Here is a 26502-nt window from a genome sequence, read left to right as displayed (position 1 = left end):
TGTGGATGTTATCCTAAAAAAATTGATCGTCGTCACTCAGATTCCCTTGCATTATGTCCACACATTTGCCGAATTCACCGATTCTTCTTTGTATTGAACCTGATCCGATGCTTCAAAATCAATTAACGCATTTGATGACTCAAGCATTAAATCCCCATTACCAATTAAAAACAGCACCCAATGCCGAATTGGCATTAATTCAATTACACCAATCTTTACTAGACGATCAAGAAATTGCTTTAGTCATCAGTGAAAATGATTTACCGGACATGAATGGAGAAGTATTATTGCGCCATATTCACAGCATTAGCCCTAAAACTTCACTGATTATTTTAGGCAGTTTTTTTGAACCAGAATATTTAATCAAATTAATTAACCATCTTAATCCGTTTAAAATTTTTATTAAACCGATTCAGCCGCTTGATTTTAACAAAGCCATTCGAGAATCAATTACTTTACATCAAGAAAATTGTAAAAAACAACTTTTCTATGCGTCCTTAGAAAAATTAATCGCCGAAGGCACGCTTGAATTAAAAGCTGCTAATCAAAAATTACGCTTATCCCAACGCAAATTATCTTCGCATATTCAACACACGCCATTAGCCTATATTGAATGGGATCGGGAATTGCGCGTATTAGAATGGAATCAAGCGGCCGAAAAAATTTTTGGTTATACTCGTGCAGAAGCTTTATATAAAAGTATATTTGAACTCATTATTGAAGAAAATCTTAGGCCTTATATAGAAAATATTTGGCATTCTTTATTATCCGAAAAACAAAGCCTTTCCAATACGTATCAAAATTTAACCAAACAACGGCAAAGAATTCACTGCGAATGGTACAATACACCGTTATGCAACGAACACAATCACACCATTGGCGTGGCTTCGCTGGTGCAAGACATTACGCACCGTCACCGCATGTTGGAAGCCTTACGCCATAGTGAAACTCGTTTTCGCACAGTGATTGATCAAAATCCTGTCGGCATTTCTATTACGGACAGTCAAGGTATTATTGAATTTGCCAATCCTGCTTATCTTAATATTTATGAATTAAAACTGAATGAAATTTTAGGGCAGCATTTCACCATTTTTTTAGTTCCAGAAGAACAAATTTATTTATCCGCTTTATACCAAAGTTTCTTAAAAGGTCAAATCCAAATCAATAACCAAGAAATAAGATTAGTAAACCGTCAACAAAAAATAATCGTGGTGATTATTGACATGGTATTAATTCAAGCTCCTGATGGTACGCCACGAGTCATTACTTTTACTGTTAATATTAGCAAACGCAAACAAGTCGAAGAAAAGTTACAACAAGCGCGACAACAAGCCGAATTAGCACAAAAAGAAGCCGAAAAAGCCAATCAAGCCAAAAGCCGATTTTTAGCCAATACCAGTCATGAATTGCGCACACCATTAAACGCTATTTTAGGCTATGCACAATTAATGCAGCGGGATAAACAATTAAATAGCGCACAACATGAAGCGATGGATGCCATTTATCGTAATGCAGATTATTTATTATCGCTGATCAATGACATGTTAGATTTATCTAAAATCGAAGTCGGCAAAATTGAATTAAATCCCAGCCATTTTAATTTAAAACAAATGCTGAATGAACTCATTGAACTGTTTCATAGCCGTGCCACGCAAAAAGGCATTCGTTTTTTATTTGAATTGCCGCAATGGCTGCCAGAAATGGTTTATGCCGATGAGAAACGTTTGCGACAAATTCTGATTAATCTGCTCAATAATGCGCTTAAATTCACGCAACAAGGTTGGGTGCGTTTGCGGATTTGTTGCCAACAAAGTCATGCGCCCAATCAATGCGAATTAATTCGTTTTCAAATCGAAGATACCGGCGTGGGCATTGCGGCAGAAGATTTAGATCGCATTTTTCTCCCTTTTCAACAAGCCAATAATCAAATTACTCCCAGCGAAGGCACAGGATTAGGATTAGCGATTGTTTATAAATTAGTAAAAATGATGAATGGTACATTACAAGTCAGCAGTTTATTACAACGAGGGTCTACTTTTTGGGTGACATTAAAATTACCCAAAGCCGATCATTTCCCCATACAACAAGAATCTAAATGTGAAGCCATTATCGGTTATGTGCGAAAATCTCAACAGCCACCTTATCGCATTTTAATTGTGGATGATCGCGTAGAAAATCGGCAAATTTTATGGCAAATGCTTTTTGAATTAGGCTTTGAATTAAAAGAAGCTGTTGACGGAAAACATGCCGTTGATATTGCCTGTTTATGGAAACCTGATTTAATCTTAATGGATACCATTATGCCCATTATGGATGGCTTGGCGGCGGTAAAAATTTTACGCACATTTGCCGCACTAAAAAAAACAAAAATGATAATGATTTCAGCCAGTGCTTTTGAGCAAGATAAAAAGAACAGTTTAGCGGCGGGATGTGATGATTTTTTAGCCAAACCTGTGTCATTAGATATGTTATTAAATAAGGTAAAAACCGCTTTGCAATTAGAATGGATTTACGAACCTATTTTAACTCAACAAACCACACAACCCTCAATCACATTACAACATCGCCTAAATCCACAACAAATCGCTATTTTACAAGATAAAGTATTGTGTGGTGATATAACAGCAATTATTGAATTTGCCGATCAATTAATGCAAATTGATCCTAAACAAGAAGATGTGGCTTTATATTTAATGGATGCCGCCAAACATTTTGATATGATAAAAATTCGTCAATTATTGACCCCTCACGGATAATCATGATGAAAATTGAAAACCAAAAATCTCTAAAACGCATTTTAATTGTGGATGATAATCCAGATAATATTGGTCATTTGTTTGATTTTCTGAGTCAAGCTGCTTTTAAAGTGGGCATTGCACGCGATGGTGAAAGTGCCATTGAAAGCGTGATTTATAGCCCGCCTGATTTAATTTTACTCGATATTATGATGCCAGGAATTAGCGGATTTGACGTGTGTAAAGAATTAAAAAATAATCCCATTTCTGAGGATATTCCCATTATTTTTATGACGGCTTTAGATGATACGGTTAATAAACTGCAAGGATTTGCTTTGGGTGCAGCCGATTATGTGACTAAACCAATTCATTATGAAGAAGTATTGGCAAGAATTAATACCCACCTGAAATTGCGCGATATTCAACAGCAATTGCAAGCTGAAGTCGCCGTTCATAAACACACTGCCGCCGAATTAGTCAAGCGTACCGCAGAATTAGAAAAACGCAACCGAGAATTAAATGCGTTTGCCCATACCGTTTCTCACGATTTAAAAACGCCATTGGGTTCTATTATGACCTTGAGTGAATTATTAATTGATGAATTTAATCGTTTATTGCCAAAGAAAGATCATCGATTAGAGCGTTTAAATTATATTTTTCAAGCAGGACAACAAGGCATTAATATTATTGATGCTTTATTATTATTGGCAGGGGTTTCTTGTCGGCAAAAAGTGGAATTATCGCCATTGGATATGAAAGATATTGTCAATCGCGTGATTTATCGTCGTTTGCATTTATTAATTCAGCGTTATCAAGCGACTTTTGACATTGCAGAGACTTTTCCTTACACCTTAGGTTATGCGCCATGGGTAGAGGAAATTTGGACGAATTATATCAGCAATGCGCTAAAATATGGCGGCTCTCCACCGCACTTAACTATCGGTGCAAATATCTTAGAAGAAACTCAAAAAGTGCGCTTTTGGGTTAAAGATAATGGACAAGGTATTGCTGAGGAAATGCGCTCAGAATTATTCACGCCGTTTACTCGCCTAGAAACTCGCCGCGTGGAAGGGCATGGCTTGGGTTTATCGATTGTGCAGCAAATCACGGAGAAATTAAACGGCGAAGTGGGTGCAGAAAGTTGGCCAGAACAAGGCAGTTTATTTTATTTTACCCTACCTTTAATTCAAACCTAATTTAACGCTCCAAAGTATAAGAAAAATCGATCCCTTTATCTTCTTCAGCAATATTAATTTCTACCCCCCATGTTTTATTTAATTCATAGCGAACGCTAAAGATATTGCTTTGGTTTAATAAACTGATTCCATAACTAATATATAAATTGGGTAAAATATAAGTTCCCCAGCCAATGGTATGATCAGGATTACTGGGATCAAAACCTTTTCCTGTTAAAAGATAGGAAATAATTTGATCTTGCGGCATAGAAGGTTGCGAAAATAAATCTAAATTAATTTTTTCAGGATTTCCCGTAATGTGAACTCCTGCGGCTTCTACTTTTTGATCGCCATAAATGCGCCGTACGGCTTTAATATTTAATTCAGGTTTAGTCACTATAGTATTGGCGAAAATAACGCGTCCACGATCAATTTCTAAATCCTGTCCATAAGAGCGAAATGTGCCGTTAATAATCTGCAATTCTCCATTCGCAATGGGTAATAATTCAATATCTTGTGGACGATGGGTTAAACGAATTTGTCCTTTTACTTGGCTTTTAAAACCAACGGCATCAACATGAATAGTATCGCCTAATTTAACCAGTAAATTCATGCTTAATTTTAATTGTTCTGCAATGCCTAATATTTTGCTTTCTTCAGTGGCATTGGGATCGTTAATGATCACGACATCTTGCGAAGCGCGCACCGCGCCGCCCACACTGGTACTGCCATCGCTGACCACCATATTTGGCGTAATATTCGCTTCAGGAATGGTTAATGTTCCCGTAATGTTTACATTTTCTTCTTTAACTTTGACATTAATATTCGGCGAAATAACCACAAACGCATCGACGTTATTCAACAAGCGAAATTGATCACCCTGTAAAGTTAAATCGACTTGTTGCGTCAATGGATTGGCTTGACCAATAATATTTAAATTGCCATTACCCGAACGTGCGCCAATATCTATTTTTAATAAACCTAATGTTTGCAAATCGCTGTCAATATTGGCGTATAAATCTCTTAATTCCATGCCCAATAAAGGCACATTTAATTGCGCTTCACTCAAACGCACTTTACCTTGAATTAACGGTTGTTTTAACAAGCCTTCGGCAGACACATTAAGCGATAATTTACCTTTTACTTCTTCCAACATTGGCACAAAAATACTTATCAACGCTAAATCACCAATATCACCCATTAATTGTGCATTTAACGTTTGCTGTTCTGACAAAGGCAGGCGATTAAATCCGGGCAAATGCAATCGTCCTTGTAACGCACTGTGTTGCAACAATTTAAAATCTAAGCGGCTGGTTAAGCCTGTTTCATTTATGCTTAATTCGAGCATGCCTCCTTCATATTTTAATTGCTGGCGGCGACCCTCTTCTATTTCAGTCACAAATGCCCCTGGCGAGACGCGAAATTGGCCATTAGCGGCAATTTGTCCATTAGGACGATAATTGGCTGTTAATTCTCCCTGTATCGTTCCTGTTAAATCGGGATTTATTACATTTAAAGATAATTCTTTCAAACGAAAATCTAATTGACTATTTTTACTGTCGTGTTGTGCGGTGAGACAGAATTGCATATTATTATTTTTTTGGCGTAGACAAAAATCTTGCAATTGCACTTGAGTTTTTTTGCCATTAAAAGAAAGGGGGCTGGCTTGTTGCAATTGCCATTCCCCTGCTTTGGCTAAGTTTTCTTTAAATTTAACTTGCAATTGTTGCCATTGTCCTTGCCAATCCAATTGATCCAGTTTTAATCCACCATTTAATTGCAACGCCACATCTTGCATTGGAGCTTTGGCATTTAATTTAATTTGATGTTGTTTAATCGTTCCCGTACCAACAATAGACGCATCGCTTAATAATAACTCATCTGCTTGATGTAATTGTTTCAATAATAAGTTGAGATTTAAGGGGCTATCTGGTTTGCCTAAATTGGCTTCCATATCTACGGCTAATTGTTGCAATGTTAATTCATCAAATCCCAATTTTTCTCCCTTAATGTGCGCTTTAATGTGCGGAGATTGGGGATTGCCGCTGATCGTGCCTTTGCTGCTTAATTGTCCTTGGGCGTTCGGTAATAATGCGGCTAAACGACGCAAATCTAATGTCCATTCCGCAGTTAATTGCTGTTGATAATCGGCTTTAGCGGTGAGTTGATTCTCTCCCGAACGGAACTTTAATTGCTGAATTTGATAACGATCCCCATTGGCTTGAGCCGTCAACGTTAAATCCAACGGATAACCACGCAATTGTCCTTTTAATTGGGTTAATTCTAATTGTGCTTGTAACTTATCGATTAATTGACCCTCAGTGGTTAAATTTAAAGCTAAAGTGCCGGGGAATTCTGGCCATTGCGTTTCAGGTTTAATTTGTTGACCTTTCACGGCTAAATTCCACTTAACATGGGGCAACCATTGCACATTGCCTTGAGTATTGATTTGACCTTTTAAGACATCAATTTTTAAGGTTTCTATTTTTGCTTCTTGAGTCGAACCTTTTGCCGTTAAATTAATTTTACTTTTCGGAATATCTTGACCCATTAAATCAGTAATAAGATTTAACAGATAGGCACTCGGCGTGCCTTTAAATTCGGCTTGGCCTTTCGGTAAACTGGCTAATGGCGTACCTGTCGGCGGCCAGCGCAATTCTTGCCAATTCAATACGGCATCAATATAGGGATCAGCAGGATTGTCTAATTTAATATCAGCTTGGGCTTTTAATTGCGTGTTATTTGGCAAATCTAATTGTAAATGCGCCACTGTCAATTGTTGTTGTGCAAATTGCCCTTTAATATTCGCATTAATCGCTGGCAATTCAGGCGGCCAATACTCAGCAATAGCCAATTCTTTCGCGGTAAAATTAAAATCCGCTTGCAATTCAGGCAACCATTGTACATTCGCTTGAAGATTCACATCGCCTTGTGGTAACTTTGCCAATAAATTTTCTAAACGAAACTGGTTTAAATCTCCTGTGCCTTTAAATTGCCATTGAACGGCTGGAAGTTGGGGAACTGCGGTACTTAATTGGCTACTTATTTGATAGGTTTTTAAATCACCTTTTGCTTCTATTTTGCCATTTTTTAAAAAATATTCTGGAGCAGCAATAGGATATTTTAATTCATCCCACATAACCGCTAATTTCCATTGTGGATCAGTGAGAACGGATTCTATTGTGGCTTGTACTAATAAAGGAAAATAACCATCTATTTTAATTTCCGTGTTAATGGCTGCTAATTGGCCTTGCGCGGTAAGGGCTAATGTGGTGGCGGGAGCTTCGGGTAAATCGGCTCGTGCCTGTAAAGCCAATTGCAAAGCATGAGGACGTAATAATTCAAATTGTCCTGACAAATCAAGTTCACTATTAAATTCAGGCGTTTTAACACGTAATTGTTCAATAAACAACTGTTGATCCACCCGCGCTTGTAACGAGGCATGATCAAGAATAAATGGCGGTTGATCTTGATGATGATGCAGCGTAAATTGCTGCACTATTAATGCGTCAATTTGCGCTTTAATGGGCAAGCGAATCTCTGGCATTTCAAACGGAGTATCATTGGGTGGGGTATCCTCACGAGAGGGTGGCAAAATTAAGGTGACTTGTTGCAATTCAATACGATTAATATGCAATAAACCACGAAATAAAGCACTCGGTTGCCATGCCCACTTAATTTGTTCCGCATTCACGCTTAATTCGCCACGGCGATAACGGACTTGATGCAGGGATAATTCGTCTAATAAATGCCCTTCAATTCGCTCTATTTCTAATTCACCACCTAAAGCATGGCCGACATTTTTTATTAACCAATTAGAGCCTGCATTTGTCCCTGTTCCTACCCCTGCAACAATGACAAAAAGAAAAAAAGTGATTAACAGTCCAAAAAATCCATATTTTAATAAACGCATTCGTCAAATCTCATTTTATAGCTTTTTAATTTTGTTCACCCAATTTTGGCACTAATAATTTTAATAAATGTTCAATGCCCTTTTCATCATAACGATCACACGCACATTGCAATTGATCTAAATGCGTCAATAAACCATCCCAATCTTCTTCTTGATTATGCGCGGCTAATAAGATTTTTTGGTGGGAAGTGGGTTGTAGCGTTTCATCCAAATGAAATAATTCTTCGTGTAATTTTTCTCCCGGCCGCAATCCAGTATAAATAATGGCAATATCTTCATTAGGAGTTTTACCCGCTAAACGAATCATCTGTTCGGCTAAATAACGGATAGGGATGGGTGTCCCCATATCCAGCACAAAAATCTCCCCGCCATGACCCATTGCGCCCGCTTGTAAAATCAATTGGCAGGCTTCGGGAATGGTCATAAAATAGCGGCTGATTTCAGGATGAGTGACTGTTACGGGGCCGCCTGCGGCAATTTGTTTTTTAAACAACGGCACCACGCTCCCTGCCGACCCCAATACATTGCCAAAACGCACCGTTAAAAAATGAGTTTTAGTGTGGGCATTCATTCCCTGACAAAAGATTTCCGCGGCTCTTTTTGTTGCGCCCATAATATTGCTGGGATTTACCGCTTTATCGGTAGAAATTAACACAAACTTTTCACAGCCCAATTGTGCTGCCGATTCGGCCAAAATTCGCGTGCCAATCACATTATTCTTTACCGCTTCTCTAATCTGCGTTTGCAACATAGGCACATGTTTATAAGCGGCCGCGTGAAAAATAATCTGCGGGCGATATTTCGTCAAAATATGACGTACAGCCTTGCGATCCCCCACATCTCCCAAATGAATGTATAACTTTAAATCTGGAAATGTCGCACGCAATAGCAGTTCAGCCTGATACAAATTGTATTCGCATCGCTCAAAAATCACCAACGCAGAAGGTTGTAAGCGGGCAATTTGTCGGCACAGTTCCGTCCCAATCGAACCACCTCCCCCGCTCACCATCACGGTTTTTCCTGATAAGCCCTGCTCGATCTGCGCCCAATCCAACTGTACCCGCGCCCGTCCCAATAAATCATCAATCGACACATCACGTAAGTCACTTAAATTGACCTGTTGACTGATCAAGTGATCGAATTTAGGTAGAGTACGAAAAGGCACGTGACTGCGTTCACAGTATTCCACAACGCGCTGCATTTGCTGATCCGATGCCGACGGCATGGCAATCACAATCAAATCAATTGAAAAACTGTCAGCCACTTCAGATAAGGTATTTATTGCCCCCAACACGGGAACACCTTGTACATTTCCGCCGTGCAAACGCGGTTGATCGTCCAAGAAGCCCACGGGAATATAGCCACAATTCGGATTACGCAACATATCACGTACCAACATATCCCCCGACGTTCCCGCCCCCAATACCAGCACGCGCTGGTGCGTCGGCGCAGTCAGTAACCATGAGTGTTCATGATACAATCTGTACAACAATCGCGGCATTCCCAACAGGAAAATCAGCAAAATAGGATACAAAATGAGCGAACTACGTGGAATGCCTTCTAAACGATTAAACAGCATTAATACCAGAATAATCAACAATGTTCCCAATACCGCAGCGCGTAAAATGCGGACAAAATCAGGCATACTACAAAATCGCCAAATGCCTTTGTACAAACCACTGTACCACAATACCACGCCTTGAATCGCCACCACCACCCACAAAATAGGGATAAACAACATTTGTACGTCGTCAGGCAATGGCCAATCATAACGTATGACTATAGCCAGTCCCCACGCCAACACCACCATCAGCAGATCGTGTAAAATCACGGGTAAACGTTTAAAATAAAGTTTCATGGGTGGTGAAAAATATGTTTAAAAGTCAGTAAAATTAAGCGAAAATCCAACCATAATGATCGTTCATTCACATATTGTTGATGGTAAGCCAATTTAATAGGCAATATTTTTTCAATATAATCAATTTCTGGCTGGTGTGATGTGGCTAATAATTCACTTTCATGACGAAATTCAATAGAAGCAAAATCCGTCATTCCCACAGGAACAGATAACACCCGATCTCGAATCTCATCTGGATAAAGTGCCACATATTCAGGGACTTCTGGTCTCGGCCCCACTAAACTCATTTCACCACGCAACACGTTAATTAATTGCGGCAATTCGTCTAATTTATAATAACGCAACCAATGGCCGATTCGAGTAATTCGCTCATCTTTACCAATGGTTAATTTTAAGCCTTTATTCGCCACGCGCATGGTGCGAAATTTAATAATATTAAACGGTTTTCCATATTGACCAATTCGGGTTTGCATAAAGAAAACAGGACCGCGACTGTCTAATTTAATCAGAAGTGCGATAAATAATAATAACGGACTCAATAATAATAAGCCCGGAATCACAAATAATAAATCAAAAATTCGCTTACTGTGCATTGAATTAACGCGCTGCCTCGTGACAAATGTCTTGAACGGTAGAGATAATATAAGAAACGTCTTGCTCACTTAATGTTGGATAAATGGGCAAACTTAAAGAACGCTGATAAGTTTCTAAAGCATAAGGAAAATCATGCGGTTGAAAACCATAACGATCTCGCCAATAAGGTTGAATATGCAGCGGAATAAAATGCACACTGGCACCAATGCCACGTTGTTTTAACGCCTCAATAAATTGATCGCGATTAAGGGTTAATTCCGCCAAATTTAATTGAATAATGTACAAATGCCACGCATGGCTGCTGTTTTCATCTCGATAAGGACGTTGTAAGGGCAAATCGCTAAAACTGGCATCATAGCGAGCGGCAATAGTCGCACGGCGATGCAGCGATTGTTCTACTTTGTGCAATTGTTGTATGCCTAAAGCAGCCATGATGTCGCTCATGTTGTATTTAAAGCCCGGAGCCACCACTTCATAATACCAACTCGGTTGTGGTGTCGATTCCCGTTTAAACACATCGCGGTTAATGCCATGTAAGCGCATGATTTTAAAGCGTTCTGCATAATCATCATGGGGAGTCACCAGCATTCCCCCTTCTCCCGTTGCCAGCGGTTTGGTGGCGTAAAAACTGTATGCGGTGACATCACCTAAAGTGCCAATTAACTTTTCTTTATAATAAGTGGGCAAAGCATGAGCGGCATCTTCAATCACTTTTATATCATATTCTTTTGCCAGTTTTAAAATGCCATCCATATCGCAACTTTGCCCTGCAATATGCACAGGAATAATGGCTTTAATTCTATCCGTTGAAGCCAAAACATTAGCCAATTGATTCACATCTATATTAAAAGTGCGCGGATCAATATCCACAAAAACAGGATCAGCCCCTAAATAACGAATCACTTCGGCTGTGGCAGTAAAAGTATAAGGCGTAGTCGCCACCTTATCCCCCGCCTGAATCCCCACCGCTTCCAATCCCAAATGCAAAGCCGCCGTGCCAGAATTCACCGCTAACGCATGTTTAACGCCGATAAATTCGGCAAATTGCTGCTCAAATAAGCGCGTTTTAGGTCCCGTCGTGAGCCAGCCTGAACGTAAAGTATCAATGACTTCATTAATCTCTTCTTCACCAATATCAGGTAAAGCGAACGGAATAAAATTAGGGGTCACTCTATTTGCTCCAAATTACACAGTAGGAAGCCGCGTTAATTCATTCGTAGATTGATTTTTAATCAGCCATTGCTGTAATAAAGGAATAGCTAACTTATTTTTTTCATTTAATAGCCAATGGCGTTTTAAATAACGTTGTTGCATCGCAGTAAATTCAGTCGTTATTATCTCATTTTTTGCCATTTGCATTAAAGGGGTATGAAATGCAGTATATTTTTGCATGATTTGCTGGAAAAAAGGCGTAGCCATTTCTAATACGCGCTCAGTCATTATTATTTTATCTTTTGGCGAAATATAATTTTGTTGTTGTTCATTTAAGAATTCTACTATCACATAACCAAATAATTGTAATAAATAAGGATGGCCACCTGTTTTTACTGCGATTGATTCGGCAAATGACGCATCAATTAATTGTTCTGGGAAAGTAATGACAGGCTGTTGTAATAAATTTTTTGCAGTGACAGGAGATAATAATTCTAAATATAATTGGCGAAATTTCGGCAAATATTCTAACCAAGCCAATTCGGTTTCAATCATTTCTTCTAAAGTATATTCGCTGCTTAATAATAAATGAATATTTTCAAATTGAGTCACTACTTTTTGTAATAACGCTAAAAAATCTAAAAACGCAAAACGCCCCCCCACAAATAAATCAGGCAGCTTTTCAAAATCGTCTAGTAATAAAACAATTTGCAATTCATTACCACGGTGATTCAGACCATCTAACCAACGTAAACCCGCTTGATAAGGATTATGATCAGAGGGCAATGACGGCAATATTAAATGATAGCGGGCTTTAATTTGTTCACGGGCTTGTTCCACAATCGTTTGAAAATAAATATCAGGAATAATATAAGGCGTATTAGGCGTTAATTGAATGAATAAACAATTCTCGGTTAATAAAGAAGGCAACATGTTTAAAAAAGAAGTTTTTCCACTGCGCATTGGCCCCGACAATACCAGTGTGGTTTTATGTTCTGGAAAGAGCGGCAATAAAATTAAACGATTGGCTAAATCGGCTCGTCCACGAAAAATGGCTTGATCCATTTCAGGCTGTAATGGCGCAAATGGTTGAAATGGATTGATTAAAGAAATATTCGGCTTATTTTCCATAAAGAAAAACCAATTTTTACCCGTTTATTTTGTGCTGAGATTCGCACGATTGGCGATTGTAGCGAGCGCGTCACTGAGTTGCGTCAGTGCGACTGTGACCGCTTCGTGTGTGGCTTGTACACCACCCAGAGCATCTTCACTGGGCGCGGGAATAAGCACGTCAACATATTGAATATCCACAATTTGTTGCTTACGCAAATCCAACAATTGCCAACGCAATTGCAAGCGCACTTGGCTCGGAACGCTAAAAAATTCTTGTTGTAAACGCAATAATTCCGTGTCTAAACGCCATTCGCCCATCACGGGAGAACTGCCCTCTGCCCATACCGCATTAAATGCACCACTGCCCTCTAAATAACGCACCAATAACGGCAATAATAATTCCGCAGGTGGCGCAATCCATTGGCTGTTGCGATAATGTTCCAATTGATGAATATTTTTAATATAAACTTGATGGCTAGAATCAAATCCTACGGCCGCTCTGGGTTTGGCAATAAATAAACTTTTACCCTCGATATTAAAATTGGGCTGAAATGAAATCTCAGGATTTAATTGGTAATAAATGGGATAAGGTTTAGAGCTTAAAACGCTACATCCTGATATAAATAGCAGCGTGATGAAAAATAATGAAAGCCATTTCATTATCATGTTTTTATTCTCCAGGTCCCGCCGGCGGGCGTTCGCGGCCGAAAATTAACATATCCGGTTGACGTTTTAATTCTCGATTGAATTCATTAAAAGAGCGAGTTACGCTTTGCAATTCGCTGAGTAATAGAGAAAATTGCGGCACAATTTCTCGTGTTATTTTTGACATGTCTTGATTTAAATGATTTGCAGTTTCAGCAATGGCTGCGGTGGTTTTCTTAATATCTTGTTGCGATTGTTTCACCACCACATTAACGCTGTCAGAAGTTTGGGTAATGCTGTCAGCCGTGCGGGAGAAAGCCGCTAAATTATATTGTAATTGAGTTAATAAATCGGGTAAAACGGCGGTAATTTTCTCACTATTTTTTAAAGTCATTTCTGTACTTTGGGTAATTTGATCAAAACGATCCGTTTGACGAGCTAAATTATCCGTGATTCGTCTAATATTATGCAAAGTTTCTGCGACAGCTTCTTGATTTTCTTTTGAAACCAATGATTGCGCCTCTTGAGACAATTGTTTTAAGCCCGCCAATAAATTTCTTGCCACTTCGGCTAAACCATCGGCATTATCGACCAATTCAGAAACGGCAGTGTCTAAACGCACGAATAAAGAAGGCTTACTTTTAATTTCAGGATAAGGCGAATCCATAGGCAATAAATTCTCACTTGTTCCCCCGTCCAATTCGATATAGGCTAATCCCGTTAAACCCTGTGACGCTAATGTGGCGGTGGCATCGGCGCGTAATGGCGTGCCTTCTTCAATTTTTAATAACAATTGCACCTCGCCCGGCCGCTTCGGCGTAAAAGAAATCGCATAAACCGATCCCACATCTACTCCTTGATATTTAACCGCTGCATTTTTATTTAAACCTGATACCGATTCTTTCATATAAACCACATAAGTTTTATATTCTTTTTTATCCGCACGAACGCCCAACCATAATAGGGTAGCAACAAAAATTAAACTTAATATAATCACTAAAAAACCAATTAAGGCATAATTTACTTTATTGTCCATGAATACTCCTGCGTGGCAACGCGGCCGCGTGCGCCTTGAAAATACTCAATTAGCCACGGATAATCCATTGTAATTAAAGTTTGAATAGGCGCGACAGTGAGAACTTTCTTTTCTGCTAATACGGTAATTTTATTCGTGACTTTCCATAAAGAATCTAAATCATGGGTCACTAATACCACGGTTAATCCTAATAAGTCACGCAATTGCAAAATTAATTCGTCTAATGCACCCGCGCCAACAGGGTCTAATCCTGCTGTGGGTTCATCTAAAAATAAAATATGCGCATCTAATGCCAATGCTCGTGCCACACTGGCACGTTTAATCATGCCGCCACTTAATTGAGAAGGATATTTATTTGCCGCACTCGGTGGCAATCCCACTAAAGCAATTTTATAAGCGGCAATTTCAGCAATTAAACGCGGACTTAATTGCGTATGTTCTTGCAATGGAACGGCGACATTTTCAGCCACGGTTAATGCGCTAAATAATGCGCCATTTTGAAACATAATGCCACATTGTCGCCGAATCCAAGCGGTTTCATTTTCACTGCGATTTAAAATTTCTTCACCAAAAATTTTAATAGAGCCGCTAACAGGTTTAATTAAGCGCGTAATTTCACGCAATAACACCGATTTTCCCGTGCCACTGCCGCCAATAATGCCCATAATATCGCCTTGATGCACGTCAAAACTGACATCTTCATGAATGAGATGTTCGCCTAATTGCGTTTTTAAATGACGCACTTCAATCACTGCGGACATTATTTTTAATTACCCATTTAATATCAGCGTGAAATTAAACAGAATTCGCCTGATGATAAGGCGCGCTTAATTCATGCACAGCGCGAATAAAAACATCGACATGTTCGGGATTAATTTGCGGATGAATGCCGTGTCCTAAATTAAACACATGCCCATTGCCCACGCCATAACTGGCTAAAATATCTGCCACTTCAGCTTCAATGCGCGCAGGCGGTGCGTAAAGAATGCACGGATCCATATTGCCTTGCAACGCCACACGATGCCCCACACGCGCCCGCGCTTCGCCAATGGGCAACATCCAATCTAATCCTAAAGCATCACAACCCGTTTCGGCCATTGATTCTAACCATAATGCGCCATTTTTAGTAAATAAAATCACGGGAATTTTCTGCCCCTCTTGTTCTCGAATTAACCGATCCACAATCAAACGCATGTAGGCTAAAGAAAAAGTTAAATAATCGCGTGTAGTCAACACACCGCCCCACGTATCAAAAATCATTACGGCCTGTGCGCCTGATTTAATTTGGGCATTTAAATAATCACTAATAGTTTGTGCTAATAAGGCTAATAATTGATGTGCGGATTCAGGTTGAGAAAATAAGAATTGTTTAATGTATTGAAAGTTTTTCGTGCTGCCCCCTTCAACCATATAAGTGGCTAAAGTAAAAGGGCTGCCCGAAAAGCCAATTAATGGCACTTTTCCCGCTAATTCTCGACGAATTAAACTCACCGCATCCATGACATAACGCAATTCTACCATCGGGTCTGGAACGCCTAATGACGCAACATCTGACGCGCTACGAATGATTTTTTTAAAACCAGGCCCTTCGCCTTCACTAAAATATAAACCCAATCCCATTGCATCAGGAATGGTTAAAATATCAGAAAATAAAATCGCGGCATCCAGCGGATAACGATCCAAAGGTTGCAAGGTCACTTCACAGGCTAATTCTGGCGTTTTGCATAAGGTTAAAAAATCGCCTGCTTTGGCACGAGTCGCACGATATTCAGGCAAATAACGCCCTGCTTGACGCATCATCCATACGGGCGTTTTATCGACGGATTGGCGCAATAAGGCGCGAATAAATCTGTCATTTTTTAAAGGTGTCATAACAATAAAATCTCAAATCTAATTATCTTGTAAAATAGAAGACCCATTTTTCTCATCAAAACTGAAAAATAAAGCCGTTAAATAAGCGAATAAATGCCCTTCCGTCGTGTCTAATAACAGCGAATTGACCAGCGATCCCACCACAATCGCCAGCACAAAACCCCGCGCTTGCCATTGCCACAAAGGGGGATAATGACGAGTATTGCGCCATAATAAAAACAGTAATAACAGCCATAATAATAATCCTAATGCACCCCATTGTACCGCAATCATTAAATATTCATTGTGCGGATTTTCGGAAAAATAACGATGTACGGTATGGTTTAGCACAAATTCTTGATAAACTAATTTAAAACTACCCGTACCATGTCCAATGAATGGAGATTGTAAAGCAATGTGGCTGCTATTACGTAAGAAATCATAACGCAACGCATTAGAATTCGTGCGCAATCCTGCTTGATGATCTTCAATATCTTGAGTCAAAATTTGCACGCGATTTTGCACGCGATTAGAAGCCAATAACATGACGCTAATAGTGATTAAAGCAATCACCAAAATAAAAATTAATCCGCGCCATTGCCAAAGATGATAAATCAGCAGTAAAAATAAACAGGCAAAAATTAAATAACCACTGCGCCCTTGCGTCATCAACAGCACATTAAACACCGCTAATCCACATAACCCCCACGCAACAATACGCCACCGCGGCCAGTATAAAGCCCAAATAGCCAGAAAATAGGCAAATAAAGCCATTAAAATGCCTTGCGTAATGTGATTTTTAAACACAAAGGGATTCGCACTGTCACCTTTACCCCATTCTCCCCAACCCAAAGCAATTAAATAAGAAAGAATTAATGTCACTAACATCGCTGACATAAATGCCCATAATGCCCATTGTTGACAGCGGCTATATTGAAACAGAATTATTAATAACGGAATATATAATAATTCTCGGTATTTAACCAGCATTTCTAAGGCTTGAGGTAACGACACCGTGGTGTAGCTAATGCCCAGTAAAATAACTATTAATAATCCCATCGCTGTCCATGCAATAGGATTTTTATTTAAATGATTAAATAAACTATCGCTATTTTTTATTAATAAAATGGTCATTAATGCCAGAAAAATAAGAATATTAGTCAACGCATTAGAAATTGGAATGGCAAAACCAATGCTGAGTAGTAACAGAGAAATGGTATAAGTTAATGCGTGTTGATTCATTGGATTGAGATTAAAGTGATAGCCCATTGTCTTTTATTTTACCTTAAAATGACTGGCTATTTTAACCTAAAATCTCTTACATAGCAGGAGTTACAAAAGTTGAAAATCACCCACGCAGAGCAAAATCGCCCAATAGACTGTTTTACCCTGCGTTTTCTTGTTCTGTTTGGGGTTTGGGTGTGGCGCAGTCGCCTTATCCGAAATTAATTTTCGCTTCTAAATCGTTGCGAGAATCTGCATTTTTTAATGCTTCTTCTAAGCTAATTTTACCGTCTCGATACAAGTCAAATAACGCACCGTCAAAAGTTTTCATTCCCTTTGTACCGCTGCTTTGCATGGCTTCTTTAATTTCGTTTAATTTACCTTGCATAATTAAGTTGGCAATGTGCGGCGTATTAATTAACACTTCAATCGCAGCCACCCGCTTTCCTCGCACATCAGGAATTAAACGTTGAGAAACCACCGCTTGTAAACTGCCTGAAATATCCATTAACAATTGCTTGTGCATGGCGTTGGGAAACATGTTAATAATCCGCTCCATTGCCTGATTCGCATTATTGGCGTGCATGGTCGAGATACATAAATGTCCCGTATTGGCTAATTCTAAGCCCGCTTCCATCGTTTCTCGATCTCGAATTTCCCCAATCAATATCACGTCAGGAGCTTCACGCAATGAGGCTTTTAATGCCCGCGCATAAGAGGCCGTATCCACGCCCACTTCACGCTGATTGACGATAGACATTTGATTGGGATGAGAAAATTCCACAGGGTCTTCAATGGTTAAAATATGCCCCGGTGAATTGGCATTACGGTGATTAATCATGGCCGCCAAAGTCGTAGATTTACCCGATCCCGTTCCACCCACCATTAATAATAATCCGCGTTTTGCCATAATTAATTCTAATAACGCTTCAGGCGTTCCTATATCTTTGGCATTAGGGATTTTTGAAGGAATTAAACGCATGACTAAACCAATGGTTTTGCGTTGATAAAACGCATTGGCACGAAATCGCGCACTGCCATCTGGCATTTCAATGGCGAAATCTAAATCTTTAGTGCGTTCAAATTCTTCAATTTGCTCATCGGTCATAATGCCAAATACGGCTGACTTCGTCATTTCTGGCGTTAAAATAAAGCGATCAAATGCAATGGCTTTACCCGAAATCTTTACCTTCACCGATGAACCCACGGTTAAAAATAAATCCGAGCCTTCTCGCTTAATCACTTCACGCAAATACGGCAATAAATCCAAATGACCTTGTGGCGGCGCACCCAACACTTGAATTTCGTCACTGTCTCCTGAAGACACTGCCGCAGCGGGCGCAGGGGCAGGTTTTTCGGCTTTCTCCGTTTTCTCTGCTTTTTCCACTTTGGCGGGGCGCACAATCATCATGACTTGCTTATTTTCATAAGAAATAATGGCGCGAAAATGAACAGTATTATCGCTGGGCATGGGAAAAGTAAAGTCAACGTTTTTCTTTTCGGCCAATTGCTTTTTATGTTCGGGACTCATGATTGAATAAGCCCCTAATTTGCTCATTTCTGGCGTAACCACATCTTTACCGACGGGCTTATCTTTGCCTTCTAAACGAACCTTTACCGGCGCACCGGGAATGACAAACATATCTGAGGCTTGTTTGTCGTGCATGAGTTTCAAATAAGGCGTTAAATCCATAGTGTTATCGCTTCGCAGTCAAAAGTGCCAACGTAGGAATTTTCTTATTATTATTCTTTGGGAATGTCTTGCAGAGCAATGGTGCTTCCATCCAATAAATCCCTGCCTTTGCTGTTTTTGCTTTCCAGTTTAATCTTCAAACGCAATTCGTTTGCAGAATCAGCATTACGCAAGGCTTCTTCAAGGGTAATTTTACCCGCTTCATAGAGTTTAAATAAGGCTTGGTCGAATGTCTGCATTCCGTCTTCGGAAGATTTCGCCATAATGGGTTTAATTCCACCCACATCTCCTGCGGCAATTAATTCTGCAATCAGTGGCGAATTTAATAAAATCTCAATCGCCGCACAACGACCACCATCGACTGTTTTAATTAAACGTTGCGAAATGACCGCACGTAAGTTTAAAGAAATATCTTGGCGTAATTTTTTCTGTTTCTCAATGGCAAAGAAACCCAATACCCGATCAATGGCTTGGTTGGCGTTATTCGCGTGCAATGTGCCTAAAGCCAAGTGACCCGTTTGGGCGAATTCTAAGGAGAAATTCATAATTTCTTCGTCTCGAATTTCCCCCAGCAGAATCATGTCTGGAGCTTGACGTAAAGTATTATGCAAAGCCGCGCCCCAACTTTTCGTATCTACGCCCACTTCGCGCTGCATGATCACGCAGTTTTTATGCGGATGTACGAATTCAATGGGGTCTTCTAACGTGATAATGTGACCGTAGGTGGTGGCGTTGCGGTAATCGATCATGGCGGCCATCGTGGTCGATTTCCCTGACCCCGTTCCACCCACCATGATGATAATCCCATTTTTAGCCATCATCACTTCTTTTAATACTTCGGGTAAACCTAATTTTTCAAAATTCGGCACTTCGGTGGGAATAACCCGTATCACCAAACCTTGACACCCTTGCTGCACAAAAGCATTGCAACGAAATCGTCCCACTCCCGGCGGCGCAATCGCAAAATTGCACTCCTTCGTCTCTTCAAATTCTTTCAATTGACGGTCGTTCATGACGCATTGCGTTAAGGCTTTAGAATCGTTGCTGGATAACGGTTGCTTCATCATCGGAGTCATTTTTCCTTTGGCTTTCATTGCGGGAGGAAAACCTGCGGTAATAAATAAATCCGATCCGCCTTCTTTTAACATCAATTTGAGCAACTTGATCATCAACGCCATCGCTTCTTGTCTTTCCATTTTCGATTGCTCCTATTAAGTTGTGGTGGGGTGATTAGCAAGGATTAATTAAAAGCGTCTTTAATATTAGCTTTTTCGCGGGCAGCTTCGCGGGTAATAAGATTTTTTTGCAAGAGTAATTGCAAATTCTGTTCTAAGGTTTGCATTCCGAATTTTTGCCCTGTTTGAATGGCCGAGTACATTTGCGCCAATTTATTTTCCCGAATTAAGTTTTTCATCGCAGGCGTACCGATGAGGATTTCATGCGCCGCGACCCGACCACCGCCAACTTTTTTCAACAACGTTTGTGAAATGACCGCTTTGAGCGATTCGGATAACATGGCGCGTACCATGTCTTTTTCCGCTGCGGGAAATACGTCAACCAAGCGGTCAATGGTTTTTGCGGCCGAGCTGGTGTGCAGTGTGCCGAATACAGCATGTCCTGTTTCTGCCGCAGACAAGGCCAGTGAAATCGTTTCCAAATCGCGCATTTCCCCCACCAAAATCACATCGGGGTCTTGACGCAAAGCCGAACGCAAGGCTTCGTTAAATCCCAGTGTATCCCGTTTCACTTCCCGTTGTGTAATCAAACAGCGTTTACTGGGATGCACAAATTCAATTGGGTCTTCAATGGTAAGAATATGACCGTATTCAGTTTCATTACGGTAATTGATCATTGCAGCCAAGGTGGTCGATTTTCCCGACCCTGTCGGCCCTGTCACCAAACACATTCCCCGCGGAATTTCCGCTAATTGTTTAAAAATGGCCGGCGCATTAAGCTGTTCTAACGTAAGAATTAAAGAAGGAATTGTCCGAAATACTGCACCCGCACCGCGATTATGGTTATACGCATTGACGCGAAAACGCGCTAAACCAGGAATTTCAAATGAAAAGTCACATTCCAAATATTTTTCATAATCTTTACGCTGTTTATCGTTCATGATGTCATAAACCATATCGCGCACTTGACTGTGATTTAATTCAGGCACGTTAATTTTACGCATATCACCACTCACCCGAATCATCGGCGGCATTCCTGCCGACAAATGCAAGTCAGATGAGCCATTTTTTACGCCAAACGCCAGTAATTCACCAATATCCACAATTGATTCTCCTTAACCATTTATCATTGCAATAAGCACACAGATATAGTTGAGGCACTATAAAAAGATAATCTGAACCTGTCAAATTTGTAGGAAACTTCACAGGTTTGAATATTCTTTTTACGTTGCGGTAGCTATATTATACAAGTTTCTGTTTAACAACATTCACTTTATACACAAAAATAATCATTTTGCCACGCTGTGCGTGGCAAAATGGGTTGAGTCTGTTAAATTTTCAGTAACGAATTGTTGTCACCAAACGGAGAAGGCGCGTAACCATCTGCACCATCTTCATTTTTCCATAGCGTATCATCTAACACGTAGCGAAACTGATACTCGTGGCCTGTGGCTAAATCTAAGACAATTTTAAAACTGCCATCTTTCTGTTTTTTCATGGGTAGATTGTGCTGATCCCATTGATTAAAGTCGCCCACCAGATGCACCGTTTCTGCGTTTTTTGCGCCGACTTTAGACAGTTCAAAAGTCACTTTGCACACGGGCTTAGTTTTCAAGAATTTTTTAGTAATGCTCATGAGAATCGTCCCTCCTTATAGCAGATGTTTTATAACCAGCATCAATAGAGATTGTACAATGCCATTATTTTTAGGATAAATGCAATCCCATTTTGTGACAAACGTATGAATAATGAAGAATAGTGAAAAATAGAGTGATTGGTTAAGCGCATAGCACAAAATTAAATTGTTTAATTATACATCAACAATTCTCAATTTAAGCCCTACCAAGCAACTCAAGAATCACGCCTAGGGAGGGCTTCAAACATAAAACCCGTTGAATGCTGCCAATTATCGAAGCGTAAATATTGCATCAAGTTGCGTCACTGCTCAAAAAACATGCGTCTTGATGGACACAAAAGATGTACTTTTTCATAGGTCTCATTCAAGTATTCTAACATTAGTCTCCGAAAAAACAAAAAAGACACCAAAAAATCATTTTTGATGTCTTTTTATGTGCGGTGGCGATGAATCTACAAATAAAGATTACACAGGGCCACGGGCTTCTTTATGAATGGCGATGGTGCGGGTTAAAGCCACTTCAAAAGTGACTTCTTCGGCTTTGGGTTTAAAATTCGCGCCTTCTTCGGCGACTTTTACGATTTTCTCGCCTGCATCTAAGCCTTTAAAATCGCCTTTTTCTAAACCTAACATATCACAAAATTCGTTCCATACCGTGCCTTCGTCTAATGGAAACACGTAAAAACGGTGATCAGCCAGTTCAAATGACATCGTTTTGCCAATGTCTTCGACGAAAAAGTAAAAAGGAATGCCTGCTTTACAATAAGGAACAAATTTTTCCGCAAAATGGTTTAAATAATCCAAATGGCGCACGTAACCCGCTAAAAAATCAATTTTCCCTTCTTTGGCGATCAATAGGGTTTGCGCTGCCAATTTTTCGGGAGGATTTTGATTACCAGAAGCGTTGATCTTGCCCGGTACCAGAATTAATTCACCCCGATACCCTTCACCTACACTCACTGCGCCGCTAAATGACATTTGCCACAATAATTTTTCGGCTTTTAAAGTCTCTAACAAACTCACTGCTTTTTCTCCTCAAGGTCGGCTGAATAAAAAAATACATAGAAAATTACGCGGAAGCGTTTGCTTTTTCCGCTTCATTATCAATGACTTGAACTTCTTTTTCCCCTGCAATCACCGCTTCATCGACAATACAAATGCTGGCCTCTTTACGAGAGGGCAGATCAAACATGCAACGACGCAAAACATTTTCCATAATACTACGCAAACCGCGTGCGCCTGTACCCCGCGCTAAGGCTTTTTGTGCCAATGCAGTTAATGCCGTATCGGTAAAACGTAATTCTACCCCTTCGTAAGCGAATAACTTAGCGTATTGCTTAGTTAAGGCATTGCGTGGCTCGGTTAAAATACGCACTAAGGCGGCTTCGTCCAATTCTTCCAATACGCACAATACGGGTAAACGGCCGATAAATTCAGGAATTAAACCAAAACGTCGCAAATCTTCGGGTTGCGTTTCGGCCAGCAATTGCGAAGAAGTCAATTTGCTGTCGTCCAACACGGGAGAATGAAAACCAATATCACGGCGATTGGGTTTAACCCGCCGCGCAACGTATTCCTCTAATGCAGGAAAAGCACCGCCTGCGATAAATAAAATATTACGAGTATCCATTGTGATTTCCTCACCGTGATCTCGTTTACGTCCTTTTTGTGGCAGTTTAACTTGTGTGCCTTCGATCAATTTCAGCAGGGCTTGTTGTACACCTTCACCAGAGACATCACGCACAACAGTGCTACTTTCTGAAGCGCGGGCGATTTTATCAATCTCATCAATGTAAACAATTCCCCATTCCGCCCGTCCGACATTTCCCTCTGCCACGTCTAACAAACGCACCAGAATACTTTCTACATCATCGCCCACATAACCCGCTTGAGTCAGTGTCGTGGCATCGGCAATGGCAAACGGAACGCCCACAATTTTTGCTAAGGTACTGGCTAATAAAGTTTTTCCTGTTCCTGAGGGTCCTAACATGAGAATGTTAGATTTACCAATTTCTACTGCGTCTTCATTGTCACCGATACTGCTGTGGGTGCTTTCGTGTTTCAATCGCTTATAATGGTTATACACGGCGACAGACAACACTTCTTTCGCTAAATCCTGCCCAATCACGTAGTCATCTAAGCGGGCTTTCATCATAGACGGTGTGGGTAAAGGGCCATGTAAATCCGCTAAAGCGCGTTTACGTCCCCAACTGGTCACGACTTGATTGGCTAAACGCACACAAGCCTCACAAATGTACCCCTCCGCGCCCGCAATCAACGGGACACCGGGCGACTGCTCGACTCCACAAAAAGAACAATGGGGAGGTGGCTTACTCATGACAGACTCCTTAGATGGGATGCGCCGAATGTGGCAAATTTTGAATCTGGGTCAACCAACTTTTTTGGCAAATTCGTCGCCGTCGCTGCTGTAAATGTTCCAAAATTTTGGGATAAGCGTCTTTTAAAGACATTGTTCCCGCAGGTTCAATCGCCTCACACAACAACACATGAAATCCCAATTCTGACTCAATAATACCGCTCATTTGTCCTTCGGATAAGGCAAATAAGGCCGTGTCTAAACTGGGAAATAGTTGGCCTTGCGGTAAACGCCCTAGTAATCCACCTTGTAATGCGGTTGGACATTCGGAATGTTTCATGGCTTGTTCAGCAAAGCGTTGTGGTTTTTTTAGCAAGCGTTTACGAATTTGTTCTAAACGCTGATGGGCTTGTTCTCGCGTATTTTCTGGAAATTCGGGATTAATCGTCAGCAAAATATGGCGAGCCGTACGCAATTCGGGTTGTGTAAAACGTTCAGGGTGCATGTAATAATAAATTTTAACATCGACATCACTAATATCCGCAGCACGTGCGCCCACGCGTGTCAAAACCACTTCAACGTGTAATTCTCGACGGATGGCCGTTTGCAATTGCGATAAATCCATGCCATTACGCGCCAAATCGGCCATAAAATTGGCCTGATCCTCATAACGTCCTTGAATTTCGGCTAAATGGTTCATGAAATCCGCTTCAGCCACTTCTACTTCTGCGGCTTCGGGAGAGGATAAAATTTGACTTTCCACTTTAAATTGTTGCCGTGCGGCAGCAAGCGCGGTTTTTAATTCGGCGGCGTTTAATTCAGCAGTGGCTTTTTTAAAACGCGCTAAGGCGGTGCGCAATATAAGATAAGCCAATTCGGCCGGAATCTCAGGGGCGGGTGGGGGAACGGTTAAAGGTGTGCTACTCATAAATGTATCCTACCTGTCATCCGCAGTGGGAACAGAATCGCCCGCGGGATCAAGAGCCGTTTCAGGTACTTGCAAGGTGCGGCCGGGAAAACGCACGTGATACTGCACCCCACCCGGTGCATCGCGTAACACTTTAAACACTTCACCCACATCACCCGGTTGGGCGATGACCTCGCCTTGAATGGCAAGGGGAATTTTTGGAGTCACTTTGTCACGGAACTCGAATAAACTGGCGACCCAATATTCATCACCGCCAATTAATTCTTCTTCTCGACAGCCAACCATGCGATTTTCATCAACAAAATGAACGGTATAAATAATTTGATCTTGCAAAAATGAGCCAATATCGCGCACATAACCCACGCTGCCACGTCGCACCAATAATTCACCCACTTCTTTACCGGGAAAAGTACCGTCATTGCGCACGTTACGAACGACACGGACAGAATCGCCATATTCAAATTGGGGACGCATTACTTATTCCTTACTGACAAACTGGGATCGTCTGAATCAGAATTAACCTCTGATTCAGAGCCATAAAAAAGAAAATAAAGTCACATTTTACCTGAAACCGCAGGATTTGATTTACTCATAATTTGCTCCAACGGTACAAAAGCCGTTTGTGGCTCGTGCATCCGAAACACTTTAAACACTTTCTCGGTCAACGCATCGGATTCAACAAAGTCTTGATACGCCCGTGTTAATAAACGGATATAAACCTCGCGTTGTGCGGCTTCATCGTCGGGCATGGCGTTTTCGGCTTTATGCAGGTAATTATGAAAACGTTGCAAAATATGCAAACGATTCACTTGCACCACTTGAATGTCGTAATTAATACCGAAATAATTTAAAAAATCTTCGGCGGTGCTTAAATCTTGCAAATCATCTTCTAAAGTAGGCATGAGATAACCCTCTGTATAAATTAAGGATTAGACACCACCAAACGTAAACGTGTGGCTTCGTCTAATACGTTTTTCAACACCGAAGCATTTAAACGATCTTCGGGGTCTAATTCCAATATTTTCTCAACCATAGCCTTTCCATTTTCAAGCTGTCCTAAACGCAGACACACATACGCCGCGCCTTTTAAGGCTAATAAGTAAAATCGAATCAAACTCATGGGCTTATTTTCACCCAATAAATCATCGGGTGTTAATGCTGACCACTGATCGGGAAAATGCAACCGTCGCCCAACTAAAGTTAATGCGCGTTCAGCCACAATTAAAGTTTCGGGATAACGATGTTGATAATAAAAAAAACGATATAAGGCAACAATGACCATTAAATGTTCTGGTGCGAAAAAATAAGCCTGCAATAACGGCAATTCCGATTCGCCTTGTCCGTAAGCATCCGCTGCGGCTGCTAGTAACACAGTGACATTTTCAGGCGGTGGATCGTCAAAATATAACGCTTCGCCTTCAAAATCGAGTAAATCCATTGGATTAGCCTAATAATTG

22 protein-coding genes are annotated in these 26502 nt (G+C 40.5%); 2 read left to right on the top strand and 20 right to left on the bottom strand.

Annotated elements, in window-relative coordinates:
- The first annotated feature begins 53 nt into the window (after window positions 1-53).
- Together TPSD3_RS16670 and TPSD3_RS16665 are read left to right on the top strand one after the other, a co-directional pair.
- The gene (locus TPSD3_RS16670) at window positions 54-2756 is read left to right on the top strand and encodes a PAS domain S-box protein (protein ID WP_086489689.1); all 2703 of its coding nucleotides are present in this window, start codon (window positions 54-56) and stop codon (window positions 2754-2756) included.
- Window positions 2757-2758: 2 nt separating this feature from the next.
- Complete coding sequence (locus TPSD3_RS16665) at window positions 2759-3931, top strand: ATP-binding response regulator (protein WP_086489688.1); 1173 nt, start codon at window positions 2759-2761, stop codon at window positions 3929-3931.
- Window position 3932: 1 nt separating this feature from the next.
- On the opposite strand, the gene TPSD3_RS16660 is transcribed toward TPSD3_RS16665, so the two are convergent.
- From TPSD3_RS16660 to TPSD3_RS16565, 20 genes are all read right to left on the bottom strand, one after another.
- Complete coding sequence (locus TPSD3_RS16660; protein WP_086489687.1) at window positions 3933-7823, bottom strand: translocation/assembly module TamB domain-containing protein; 3891 nt, start codon at window positions 7821-7823, stop codon at window positions 3933-3935.
- 25 nt (window positions 7824-7848) lie between these two features.
- Window positions 7849-9681, bottom strand: a complete 1833-nt coding sequence (locus tag TPSD3_RS16655; RefSeq protein ID WP_086489686.1) for a polysaccharide biosynthesis protein — start codon at window positions 9679-9681, stop codon at window positions 7849-7851.
- A complete protein-coding gene (locus TPSD3_RS16650) occupies window positions 9678-10274 on the bottom strand; it encodes a sugar transferase (protein WP_086489685.1) in 597 nt (198 codons plus the stop codon). The genes TPSD3_RS16655 and TPSD3_RS16650 overlap by 4 nt, the downstream gene beginning before the upstream one ends.
- A gap of 4 nt (window positions 10275-10278) precedes the next feature.
- Complete coding sequence (locus TPSD3_RS16645) at window positions 10279-11445, bottom strand: DegT/DnrJ/EryC1/StrS family aminotransferase (RefSeq protein ID WP_086489684.1); 1167 nt, start codon at window positions 11443-11445, stop codon at window positions 10279-10281.
- A 15-nt stretch (window positions 11446-11460) separates the two neighbouring features.
- Window positions 11461-12558 carry an ATP-binding protein gene (locus TPSD3_RS16640; RefSeq protein WP_086489683.1) on the bottom strand — a complete coding sequence of 366 codons (1098 nt, stop codon included), beginning with the start codon at window positions 12556-12558 and terminating at the stop codon, window positions 11461-11463.
- A gap of 24 nt (window positions 12559-12582) precedes the next feature.
- Window positions 12583-13200, bottom strand: coding sequence for an ABC-type transport auxiliary lipoprotein family protein (locus TPSD3_RS16635; RefSeq protein ID WP_176329921.1), 618 nt, complete (start codon window positions 13198-13200; stop codon window positions 12583-12585).
- A 10-nt stretch (window positions 13201-13210) separates the two neighbouring features.
- The gene (locus tag TPSD3_RS16630) at window positions 13211-14221 is read right to left on the bottom strand and encodes an MlaD family protein (RefSeq protein WP_086489681.1); all 1011 of its coding nucleotides are present in this window, start codon (window positions 14219-14221) and stop codon (window positions 13211-13213) included.
- Entirely contained in the window at window positions 14206-14982 is a 777-nt protein-coding gene (locus TPSD3_RS16625) for an ABC transporter ATP-binding protein (protein WP_086489680.1), read from the bottom strand. Before TPSD3_RS16625 ends, TPSD3_RS16630 begins: the two co-directional genes overlap by 16 nt.
- Window positions 14983-15016: 34 nt before the next feature.
- Window positions 15017-16093, bottom strand: a complete 1077-nt coding sequence (hemE, locus tag TPSD3_RS16620) for a uroporphyrinogen decarboxylase (protein ID WP_086489679.1) — start codon at window positions 16091-16093, stop codon at window positions 15017-15019.
- 18 nt (window positions 16094-16111) lie between these two features.
- Window positions 16112-17341, bottom strand: coding sequence for an O-antigen ligase family protein (locus TPSD3_RS16615; protein ID WP_086489678.1), 1230 nt, complete (start codon window positions 17339-17341; stop codon window positions 16112-16114).
- A 166-nt stretch (window positions 17342-17507) separates the two neighbouring features.
- Entirely contained in the window at window positions 17508-18989 is a 1482-nt protein-coding gene (locus tag TPSD3_RS16610; RefSeq protein ID WP_086489677.1) for a PilT/PilU family type 4a pilus ATPase, read from the bottom strand.
- 50 nt (window positions 18990-19039) lie between these two features.
- Window positions 19040-20185 carry a PilT/PilU family type 4a pilus ATPase gene (locus TPSD3_RS16605; RefSeq protein WP_086489676.1) on the bottom strand — a complete coding sequence of 382 codons (1146 nt, stop codon included), beginning with the start codon at window positions 20183-20185 and terminating at the stop codon, window positions 19040-19042.
- Window positions 20186-20229: 44 nt separating this feature from the next.
- The gene (locus tag TPSD3_RS16600; protein ID WP_086489675.1) at window positions 20230-21267 is read right to left on the bottom strand and encodes a type IV pilus twitching motility protein PilT; all 1038 of its coding nucleotides are present in this window, start codon (window positions 21265-21267) and stop codon (window positions 20230-20232) included.
- A 227-nt stretch (window positions 21268-21494) separates the two neighbouring features.
- Complete coding sequence (locus tag TPSD3_RS16595; RefSeq protein ID WP_086489674.1) at window positions 21495-21800, bottom strand: isoamylase early set domain-containing protein; 306 nt, start codon at window positions 21798-21800, stop codon at window positions 21495-21497.
- Between the two features lie 465 nt (window positions 21801-22265).
- A complete protein-coding gene (locus TPSD3_RS16590; RefSeq protein WP_086489673.1) occupies window positions 22266-22823 on the bottom strand; it encodes a hypothetical protein in 558 nt (185 codons plus the stop codon).
- A gap of 46 nt (window positions 22824-22869) precedes the next feature.
- On the bottom strand, window positions 22870-24138 hold the full coding sequence (gene clpX / locus TPSD3_RS16585; RefSeq protein WP_086489672.1) for an ATP-dependent Clp protease ATP-binding subunit ClpX: 1269 nt from the start codon (window positions 24136-24138) through the stop codon (window positions 22870-22872).
- A gap of 10 nt (window positions 24139-24148) precedes the next feature.
- Window positions 24149-25045: a nitrogen fixation protein NifM gene (nifM, locus tag TPSD3_RS16580; RefSeq protein WP_086489671.1), complete on the bottom strand. Its 897-nt coding sequence runs from the start codon at window positions 25043-25045 to the stop codon at window positions 24149-24151.
- A 9-nt stretch (window positions 25046-25054) separates the two neighbouring features.
- Complete coding sequence (locus tag TPSD3_RS16575) at window positions 25055-25519, bottom strand: nitrogen fixation protein NifZ (protein WP_086489670.1); 465 nt, start codon at window positions 25517-25519, stop codon at window positions 25055-25057.
- A gap of 80 nt (window positions 25520-25599) precedes the next feature.
- Window positions 25600-25947, bottom strand: coding sequence for a nitrogenase-stabilizing/protective protein NifW (nifW, locus tag TPSD3_RS16570; RefSeq protein WP_086489669.1), 348 nt, complete (start codon window positions 25945-25947; stop codon window positions 25600-25602).
- 20 nt (window positions 25948-25967) lie between these two features.
- The gene (locus TPSD3_RS16565; protein ID WP_086489668.1) at window positions 25968-26483 is read right to left on the bottom strand and encodes a hypothetical protein; all 516 of its coding nucleotides are present in this window, start codon (window positions 26481-26483) and stop codon (window positions 25968-25970) included.
- Window positions 26484-26502 lie beyond the last annotated feature (19 nt).

This window comes from Thioflexithrix psekupsensis (assembly GCF_002149925.1).
In the GTDB taxonomy this organism is placed as follows: domain Bacteria; phylum Pseudomonadota; class Gammaproteobacteria; order Beggiatoales; family Beggiatoaceae; genus Thioflexithrix; species Thioflexithrix psekupsensis.
The sequence above is the reverse complement of the archived record's forward strand: the minus strand, read 5'-3'. Positions and strand labels throughout refer to the sequence as shown.